General features: G+C 69.8%; 8 protein-coding genes. 2 read left to right on the top strand and 6 right to left on the bottom strand.

Features of this window, described 5'->3' with window-relative positions; genetic code table 11:
• Positions 1 to 181 precede the first annotated feature (181 nt).
• Entirely contained in the window at positions 182 to 970 is a 789-nt protein-coding gene (locus IPH07_06610) for a hypothetical protein (protein MBK6917054.1), read from the bottom strand.
• Positions 971 to 1,063: 93 nt separating this feature from the next.
• Between IPH07_06610 and IPH07_06605 the strand changes: the two genes are divergently transcribed.
• Together IPH07_06605 and IPH07_06600 are read left to right on the top strand one after the other, a co-directional pair.
• Complete coding sequence (locus IPH07_06605) at positions 1,064 to 2,989, top strand: RHS repeat-associated core domain-containing protein (GenBank protein ID MBK6917053.1); 1,926 nt, start codon at positions 1,064 to 1,066, stop codon at positions 2,987 to 2,989.
• 176 nt (positions 2,990 to 3,165) lie between these two features.
• Positions 3,166 to 3,630: a hypothetical protein gene (locus IPH07_06600; GenBank protein ID MBK6917052.1), complete on the top strand. Its 465-nt coding sequence runs from the start codon at positions 3,166 to 3,168 to the stop codon at positions 3,628 to 3,630.
• 256 nt (positions 3,631 to 3,886) lie between these two features.
• Here IPH07_06600 and IPH07_06595 read toward each other — a convergent pair whose 3' ends face one another.
• From IPH07_06595 to ndk, 5 genes are all read right to left on the bottom strand, one after another.
• Complete coding sequence (locus tag IPH07_06595; GenBank protein MBK6917051.1) at positions 3,887 to 4,894, bottom strand: hypothetical protein; 1,008 nt, start codon at positions 4,892 to 4,894, stop codon at positions 3,887 to 3,889.
• Between the two features lie 405 nt (positions 4,895 to 5,299).
• A complete protein-coding gene (locus IPH07_06590; protein ID MBK6917050.1) occupies positions 5,300 to 5,710 on the bottom strand; it encodes a hypothetical protein in 411 nt (136 codons plus the stop codon).
• Positions 5,711 to 5,742: 32 nt separating this feature from the next.
• Positions 5,743 to 6,801 carry a hypothetical protein gene (locus IPH07_06585; protein MBK6917049.1) on the bottom strand — a complete coding sequence of 353 codons (1,059 nt, stop codon included), beginning with the start codon at positions 6,799 to 6,801 and terminating at the stop codon, positions 5,743 to 5,745.
• Positions 6,798 to 7,928, bottom strand: coding sequence for a 23S rRNA (adenine(2503)-C(2))-methyltransferase RlmN (gene rlmN / locus IPH07_06580; protein ID MBK6917048.1), 1,131 nt, complete (start codon positions 7,926 to 7,928; stop codon positions 6,798 to 6,800). Before rlmN ends, IPH07_06585 begins: the two co-directional genes overlap by 4 nt.
• Before the next feature lie 139 nt (positions 7,929 to 8,067).
• A complete protein-coding gene (gene ndk / locus IPH07_06575) occupies positions 8,068 to 8,481 on the bottom strand; it encodes a nucleoside-diphosphate kinase (GenBank protein MBK6917047.1) in 414 nt (137 codons plus the stop codon).
• Positions 8,482 to 8,696 lie beyond the last annotated feature (215 nt).

Genomic DNA, 8,696 nt, shown 5'->3' with positions numbered 1-8,696 from the left:
CATACCATGACACCGTGATCGCCAGCGATGTCACGCTGCTCGCAACGAACGAACGATGCGCTCGATGCCATGGCGCGCGCCGCCCGCGACTGCCACGGTGAGCGTGAGCGGGCCAGCGAGGCGAGTGAGCGAGCCCGCTTGGCGCGGGAGCCAGGAGGCGGTCCTGCGCGAGCAGGACGCGTCATCGCAGGGTGCCGCGAGCGGCGAGTTTCGGATGCACGCGACGCGACAGCGGCAGGACGTCTCGGGTAACGTGGTTGCGGTGGTCGACGCGCGCGGCAACCTTGCGGAGCGACGGGAGGCCGACATGCTCGGCCGGACGCTGCGCGTGGTGTCGGCGGACGCGGGCGAGTCGCTGGCGCTGGTCGACGTGGTCGGCGCGCCGGTGGTGTCCGTCGATGCGCAGGGTCGGGTGTTCACGTGGCGCTTCGACGCGCTGCGGCGACCGATCGAGGACTGGGTGCACGAGGGTGGCCGCGGCGTGCTGCTGGGCAAGCGGGTGTACGGCGACGGTACCAACGATGCCGCCCACGGCGAGGGCGGTGCGCCGGCCGGCGGGCGGCACCGCGGGCGATTGCTGCGGGTCTACGACGGCGCCGGTGAGACGCGGTTCGAGTCGTACGACATGGACGGCAACGCGACGGCGACCACGCGTCGCCTCGTCGACCTGCCGCGCTGGCTCGCCGAGCACGACGAGCGACCGCGGGTCGACTGGAGCATGATCGCGGGCTGCGAGCGCGTCGCGGAGATCGACGACGTGCTCGCGTCGGTCGGCGTGCTCGAGGACGGTGCATGGGTCACGATCGCCGAGCACGACGCGCTCGGCCGGGCGACGCTCGTGCATCCGCCGCTGGGCGGATCGCAGCGGCGGTACTACACCGACGATGGCCTGCTCGAGCGCATCGAGCGGGACGATCGGCTCGCGGGTGGCGAGCTCGCGACCGTGTACCAGGTCGATGCGTTCGATCACCTCGGTCGACCCTTGGTGGTCCAGCACGGTGGCGCCGCGACCACGCGGCTGAGCTACGACGCGCAGACCGAGCGGCTGGTGTCGTGCTCGAGCGTGGCGGCCAACGGCACGCCGCTGCAGGGGCTGAGCTACACCCACGATGCGCTCGGCAACATCGTGCGGATCTCCGATGCGTCGCGTCCTGCGGTCTACGCGGGCAACGCGAAGCACGCGGCCGTGAACGACTACCGCTACGACGCGCTGTACCGCTTGGTCGAGGCGACCGGCCGCGAGCACATCGGTCAGATCGACGGCAAGACGCCGCGCGCGAGCGCACCGGTCGTGGCCGCGGAGCCGAACGACGCCGGTGCGCTGCGGCAGTACGTGCAGCGCTACCGCTACGACGCGGCGGGGAACCTGCTGCGGCTCGAGCACGCCGCGGGCGCCGGCTCGTACACCCGGGTGTACGCGTATGGCGATCGCGGCAACCGCCTGCGCGCGACCGGTCGGCATGAAGCGGAGCTGTTCGAGCGGTACCGGCACGACGCGGGTGGGCACATGCTCGCGATGCCGCACGTGGACGATCTGCGGTGGAACGAGGTCGGTGAGCTCGATCGCGTCCGCATCGGCACGATGACCGCGTACTTCCAGTACGCCGGCGGCGTGCGCGTGCGCAAGTACGTGGTCAAGGGCGGCAGCGTCGTCGAAGACCGCCGCGTCGTCGACGGCGTGGAGGTCTTCATCAAGGGCAAGCGGGGCGCCTACGGGGCCGTGCAGGTCACCGAGCGCACCGAGACCGAGGTGTTCGGCGACGCGGGGCTGCGCATCGATCGCAAGACCAAGCGCGAGGGTGTCACGTGCGACGTCGTGCACTGGCGCTACGCGCTGCAGGATCACCTCGGGTCGGTGGCGGTGGAGGTGGAGCGAACGGGGAAGGTGATCTCGCGGGAGGAGTACCACCCATGGGGCACGACGGCCGTGCGCGCGGTGACGAGCGAGCTCGGGGTGAGTCCGCGGCGGCATCGGTACCTCGCGCGCGAGCGGGATGACGAGACGGGGCTGGCGCTGCATGGGGCGCGGTACTACGCGCCGTGGCTCGGGAGGTGGACGGCGGCGGATCCGATCGGGCTTGCGGGGGGGTTCAACCGGTACGCGTACTGCCGCGGGAGTCCGGTCACCTTCAGCGACGTGGACGGACACAAGCCGCGCTCGGCAAGCGCGGTCAACGTCGAGAAGGCGGAGTTCCAGCAGCAGCGGATGCAGGAGCTGTGTGGCAACGGCTGCGACCGCACCGAGTACGACGCGGCGCTCGAGGTTCTTGCGAAGGAGCTGCGTCAGCGCTTCCCGTCCGACCAGCCAGCGCAGCAGCGCATGCGCCACGAGAGGTATTCGCCGGACACGAGTGGCGAAGAACGAGCGCGTCGCGAACGCGCGGCGCATCAGGCCCAGCTCGGGCGACGCTACGACGCTCACAAGGCGGTCGCCGATGCCGTGCGCGAGCGTGACGGCGGTGCCGCCGGCGTCTTGGCCGAGGTTGGGCTCGGCTTCACCTGGGCCGGCCTGGCCATGGATGCCATCAACTTCCAGCGCACGTGGAGCGACTTCAAGCGAGGCAAGGCCGGCGTTGGATCTCTCGCGATCGCCGGCTTTGCGGTCGTTCCCCTCCTCGGCGATATCGCGAAGTTCGGGCGCCGCGCGGACAACATTGCTGCACTTGGGAAGGGGCTCGATGACGCGCCGGTGCTGCGCATCTCGGACGACATGCCGAGCAGCGGCGGCGGCGGGGCAGAGGCTCGGCAGACCCTAGAGAGCGCGTCATCCACGCCCGCGAAGGGGATGGATACTACGCCGTCGCCGGCGCTGAAGGGCTCTCCGTACGATCCCGCTCGCGCCGCGATACCGCGTACATTGCGTCAGCAGCTTGCCGATGATATTGGGCACGCGACGGCTGGCTTGGGAGGGGCGGCGAAACGAGAGGCAGGCAAGGCGATCTTCGGGCTGGTCGAGAAGATCGGCGCCAGCGGGGCGAAGACGGTGTAGGAACTTCAGCGCCTTCTTCCGGCTCACGACGTGCATTTGCTGTCAAGAAAACTCAAGGGCTGGATCTCAATCGATCCGGTTGCCGGCAACCGGCACGCATTCGGTGGGATTCGCCTCCTCGTGCGAGGGGAACCTGACGGAATTCGATTCATGGTAGAGAATACGCACTGACGCATATGAAAGTACTCATATCAGGTTACCAGGCTCGCGATTTTGCGTCGTTCTGCGATGCAGTTGCGACCGGAATTGCGCAGAACGATCCATTGTCGACCTCTCGATACTTTGGCTTTGATTTGGACTCATTTATCGACTGCTTGCACGGCGGATTCCTCGGCGCACCTCCCTACGACATCGAGGTCGAAGACGGCCAAGTCATGGTCGATGCGCTTGGGTACGCTGCCCTTGAACAGTACTGTCGCCAGATGCTTGCCATCATCGATGCGGGCGGAAGAGGGCTCGTCAAGGCGGACTATAGGTCCTGGTACGAGGACGTCCTCCGCGACGCGCTGGAGGGGAATGGGCCCACTCTGCTCGACCTCATTGGTGAGGCCATCGAGGTCTCCCCCGCGTCCCTCACGCTGCGGGGCAAGGACCAGGCGGTCCTGGCTCAGTGGATTGGTCTCCCGCGCCCCGCTTCATGAGGCCCGTGGTGAAGCGCCGTGAACCAGAGAGGCGCTTCCGAGAAGCCGAGCGGCGAGTTTCGGATGCACGCGACGCGACAGCGGCAGGACGTCTCGGGTAACGTTGTTGCGGTGGTCGACGGTCGACGCGCGCGGCAACCTTGCGGAGCGACGGGAGGCCGACATGCTCGGACGGACGCTGCGCGTGGTGTCGGCGGATGCGGGCGAGTCGCTGGCGTTGGTGGGTGTGATCGGGGCGCCGGTGGTGTCCGTCGAATTAGTTGATCACGATGCACATGTTGTCGCTTGCGGTGATGACTCGGCCGGGATCGCACGTGACTGGGTCGCCGTAGACCACGACCTCGAGCACGTCGTCTTCCGAGTAGGGGAGGCCGACGATCTCCCCGTCTCCCCCCTCGACATCGGAGCAGCTGTTCCCGACGACGGCGGGCGGCCCGTCGTAGCGTTCCCCGCCGATCTCCTCGCACGGGTCCTCTCCGAGCGGCGGAACGCGACTCTCCAGCAGGAGCGCGAGCGATCGGGGGTCGTTGTGGGTAGCGGGCGCGAGGACGGGCTCTTCGCAGAGCGCTTCGCCGATCGCGGACCACAGCGAATCCGCGAGCTGGCAGGACACTGCGCCTGCAGTCAGTGCCAGACCTGCGACGCTGGCATAGGTGCCCGTCGAGCCTGGTGGCCCGAAGGCGCCAATCACCGCCGTGTTCGCCAGTGACCCGAGTGTAGCACCTGCCAGCCCAACGAGGCACACGCTGGACGCCGTGTCGCCGTAGGCTTCCCCTTGTTCCTCGCAGGACACCGTACCGCTGCTCGACGCGATGCTCACGAGCGGGCCACAGCCGGGGACCGGATCTCCGTAGAAGTCGTAACAATGGTCCGTGCCCCACGTGTACTTGTTGCTGAAGCGGCGCGCGGTATGCTCCCACCAAACTGTCGCGTAGGTGGGGTCCGGTTGGTCGATCGTCGTGATGACGTGCTCGTAGCCGTCGTCGTCGATCCAGCCGGTCACCGTGAACTCGCTCAGGACTTCATAACCGTCCATGTACTTCTGCGTGACGAGGATGGCCTGGTGCTTCGCGGAGTCCACCGAGCGCACTCGCACCGTCCTCGCGTTCGGAGCCTCGACGACAATCACCCCTGCGTCGGCCAGCGACGAGCGGCTTCCCTCGACGCTGACCATCGTGCTTCCGGGCGTGACGAACCGGTTGCGGAAGAACTGCTCGGTGCGGCACTTGCCATCGAAGAAGAGCGTGCCGTTGGTGCACATCACGGACGGCGTCGGTGTTGCGGGCGGATTGCTCGGTGGATTTGGCCCAGGCGTGGACGCGCGTGTCGACGACGCGGTCGTGAGCATCGCGCCCAGCGTCAACATGCAGTATCGCGCGAATGTGTATTTCGTCATTGCGTTCGTCTCCCGAAGGGTCATCCCCGTTCAGAAGGCCCCTTGGCGGGACGCTCGCTCCGGATGACGCTGGCCCGAGGAGCTGTCGACGTGAGAATGGCGGGCGACGACGCCTCGGTGACGATTTCACCGGTGCGCAAGCGTCGCGGCGAGCTTGGCCTCCCCCGCCGCTCGCGCGCCTGAGTGGGTCGAAGGGGCCGCTGACGTGCGACGAGCGTGACGAGCTTCGGCGGACGCGCTCCCGCGTGATCACGCCGTCGAGCGAGGCCGCGCCTAGCCGTCGGCGAGGGCGGCGAGGAGGCGGCGATAGACCGCCACCAGTGGCTCGAGTTCGGCGCGTTTGCTCGCGAAGCCTTCGTCGCCGCGGCCGACCGCCGTGACGTGCTGACGCACCGCGTCGATGGTGCTGGCGACGTCGGCGTCGCCGGCGAGGCGGGCGATCGCGATGGCGGTGCGGCCGGCGAGGTCGGCGAGCTTGCCCTCGAGGCGGGCCTTGGCGAGCAGGAGCCGCTGCTCGAGGCGAGTCGCGAGCGGCTCGCCGGTGTGCAGGCAGGAGAACAGCGTCGCGACGGCGGCACCGCTGACCGCTCGACGTTGTTGCCACGCCTCGGTCCAGGCATCGAGCTGCGCACTCAGCCGGGCGAATTCCTGCAGCAGCGGATCGGATTCGGACGACGCGGCCATGTCCCGCGATCGTGCCACGAACCGCCGGGCGCCTAAAAGCGCAGCGAGACGCTGCCGGCGCCCAGGTGCAGCGCCGCGGTGCTGGGGCGCACCTGCTTGGAGCGCTTCTCGCCGATCGCCAGCGGAATCGCGAAGCCCACCGCCAAGGCGGCGCCGCCAGCGAGCACGCCGGCGCCCATCCCCTTGGTCTGGTTCACCTTGGGGCACAGCTCCTTGGCCGGATCGCCACCGCCGACACACTGGCCGTCGATGCCCAGCAGCACACCGCCGGCGATCATCGCGACCACGCCGAGCGAGACGCCGACGATGCCGGCCCAGCGCGGGAGCTTCCGGTTCGGATCGCGCGGGGGCTTCGACTTGGTGCCCTTGCCGGCGCCGGCGTTCGGCGCCGTCGCCTGCGGCGCGAGCTCGAAGCGCGCGCGATCGATGTCGCCCAGCGTCAACGTGGCCGCGCGCGTGATCGACGGCTTGTCGGCGTCGACCAGCACCACGCGCCAGCTGCCCGGCGCGAGCCGGAGCTCGGCGCTCTTGCCCGCGCTCGCACACGCCAGCGGCGCGGCCTCGACCACGACCAGGCAGTGGGCGCACGTCACGGTCAGCGCGGTGCTGGCCCGCTCCTTGGCGATCGCCAGCCTGCGCTCGTGCAGCGCCATCACGGCGGGGCCGAACAGCTTCACCGGCAGCGCGCGGCCACCCGAGGTGGCGATTGCGAGGTCCATGGCCTCGGTCGCGCGCTCCTGCTTGCCGGTGGTGAGGCGGGCCCGCGCGAGCGCCAGCAGGGCGTACAGCCGCGCGTCCTGGGCCGCGGTGTCGCGGGCCACGAGCGCGCCGGCGTCGGCGGCAGCGTCGAGCGCTGCGACCAAGACCTCGTCGCCGGCCTCGGGATCCTCGGTGGCCTTGGTCTCGGCGTCCCGCAACGCCTTGGTGATCGCGGCAACCGTGCTGCGATCGGCCTCGAGCAAGGCCGGTGTGCAGCCACTGGGCTCGACGAGCGCGGCGGCGCGGGGCGCCGACGCTTGCGCGTGCAGGTTCGGCACCGCGACCTGCAGGGACACGAGCAGCGCGAGGGACGGGGAGATGGTCGCGATCATGGCGAAGCCTCCAGTGCGAGCTGGCCGCACGCGGCGGCGATGTCGTCACCCCGGGGCGTGCGCACGTGGACCTGCAGGCCGTGGGCACGGCACTGCGCGACGAAGCGCTGCACCGCCATCGGACTGGGTCGCCGCAGCTCGGTGCCGGGGTGGGGATTGAACGGGATCACGTTGATGTGGGCGTCGAACTCGCCAACCAGCCGGAACAGTCGCGCAGCATCGTCGTCGCCGTCGTTGACGTCGGCCAGCAGCACGTACTCGAACGTGACGCGACGGCGGCCCTCGCTGGGCATGCCCCGCACCGCGTCCAACAGGGTTGCGATGTTCCACTTGGTGTTGATCGGCATGATCCGATCGCGCACCGCGTCGGTGGTGGCGTTGAGCGAGATCGCCAGGCCCACCTCGGTGCCCAGCGGGTCCCGGGCGAAGCGCTCGATGGCCGGCACCAGACCCGCGCTCGACACGGTGATGCGGCGCGCCGCCAGGCCCGCGCCCTGCGGATCGATGAGCAGTCGGATCGCGGCGGTGACCTGGCCGTAGTTGTGCAGCGGCTCACCCATCCCCATGAACACGAGGTTGGTGATGCGATCGGACCAGCGCGCGCCGGCGGCCTGGGCCTCGCGCGCGAGCAGGTCCTGGGCCTGGTAGACCTGATCGACGATCTCCCAGGTCGCGAGGTTGCGGACGAAGCCGAGCTGAGCTGTCGCGCAGAAGCGGCAGGTCAGCGAGCAACCAACCATCGAGCTGACGCACTGCGTCCAGCCGCGGCCGGGGTTGGGGATCAACACCGACTCGAACGGCTCGTCCAGTGCGCCGCGCAGGCGCAGCTTGCGGGTGCCGTCGACGGCCTGCTGGGCGGCGTCGATGCGCAGGCGCGTCCACGTGGCCTTGCTCGCCAGCGTCGCGCGATCGGCCTGGGCGAGGTTGGTCATCGACTGCGGATCGTCGACCCGGCTGCGGTGCAGCCAGCCGAAGATCTGCCCCGCGCGGAAGCCGGGCCCACCCAGCTCGCGCGCAACCCACTCCTCGAGCTCCGCGCGGGTGAAGCCGCGCAGGTTGGGCGCCGCTGGGCGCGGGAGCCCGCGGGCGGGTGGGCGCATGGCCACGGGCAGGGACACGGTGGGCATGGTAGCGAAAGTCGGCGTCGCCGACAGTCGACGGCGGCGCAGGCTGGTCGTCCGCGACCGCACCGGCCGTGCGCGCTCGAGCCGGCGCGCAGCGGGTGGCCGATCGGTCGCGGTGACAGCCGCCGCGGCGTGCGGGGCGTCAGACCAGCTCGAGGCCGGCGAAGAAGTAGCCGATCTCGAAGGCGGCGGTCTCGGTGGCGTCGGAGCCGTGCGTCGCGTTGCGCTCGACGTTGGTGCCGAACTGACCGCGGATGGTGTCCTTGGGCGCCTTGGTGGCGTCGGTCGGACCCATGAGTCCGCGCCAGCGCGCGATGGCGTCGTCACCCTCGAGCACGAGCGCGAGGATCTTGCCCTCGGTCATGAACTTGCACAGGTCGCCGAAGAACGGGCGGGCGCTGTGCACGTGGTAGAAGCCCTCGGCCTGGGCGCGCGAGAGCTGTAGGGTCTTCATCGCGACGATGCGCAGACCGGTCTCCTGGATCTTGGCTGCGATGGCGCCGTGGTGACCAGCGGCGTAGGCATCGGGCTTGACGAGTGCGAGCGTGCGTTGCATGGGAACGTGACCTCTTCGAAGTGACGGCGCCGTTGGGCTGCCGCGTGGGTGATGCACAGCGCGTCGACCCCTTGGTCGGTGGTCGCCGCGCGTGACGCTGGTGACGCCTCGCGGGGCCTTCGCGCGGGCGGACGCTAGCAGGAGGTGATCTCCCCCGCAATCGTGCGAACGCGGTTCCAACGCGCGCTGCGCCGGTCCAGCCCCGCGCCAAAGTT

This window comes from Deltaproteobacteria bacterium, from assembly GCA_016709225.1.
In the GTDB taxonomy this organism is placed as follows: Bacteria; Myxococcota_A; Polyangia; order Nannocystales; family Nannocystaceae; genus Xiheibacterium; species Xiheibacterium phototrophicum.
This window is presented reverse-complemented; position numbering and strand designations above follow the sequence as displayed.

Bases quoted from the DNA above. Each gene is read 5' to 3' on its own strand.
- rlmN (MBK6917048.1), bottom strand. From the start codon at position 7,928: ATGCCCACCGTGTCCCTGCCCGTGGCCATGCGCCCACCCGCCCGCGGG.
- ndk (MBK6917047.1), bottom strand. From the start codon at position 8,481: ATGCAACGCACGCTCGCACTCGTCAAGCCCGATGCCTACGCCGCTGGT.
- IPH07_06585 (MBK6917049.1), bottom strand. From the start codon at position 6,801: ATGATCGCGACCATCTCCCCGTCCCTCGCGCTGCTCGTGTCCCTGCAG.
- IPH07_06600 (MBK6917052.1), top strand. From the start codon at position 3,166: ATGAAAGTACTCATATCAGGTTACCAGGCTCGCGATTTTGCGTCGTTC.
- IPH07_06590 (MBK6917050.1), bottom strand. From the start codon at position 5,710: ATGGCCGCGTCGTCCGAATCCGATCCGCTGCTGCAGGAATTCGCCCGG.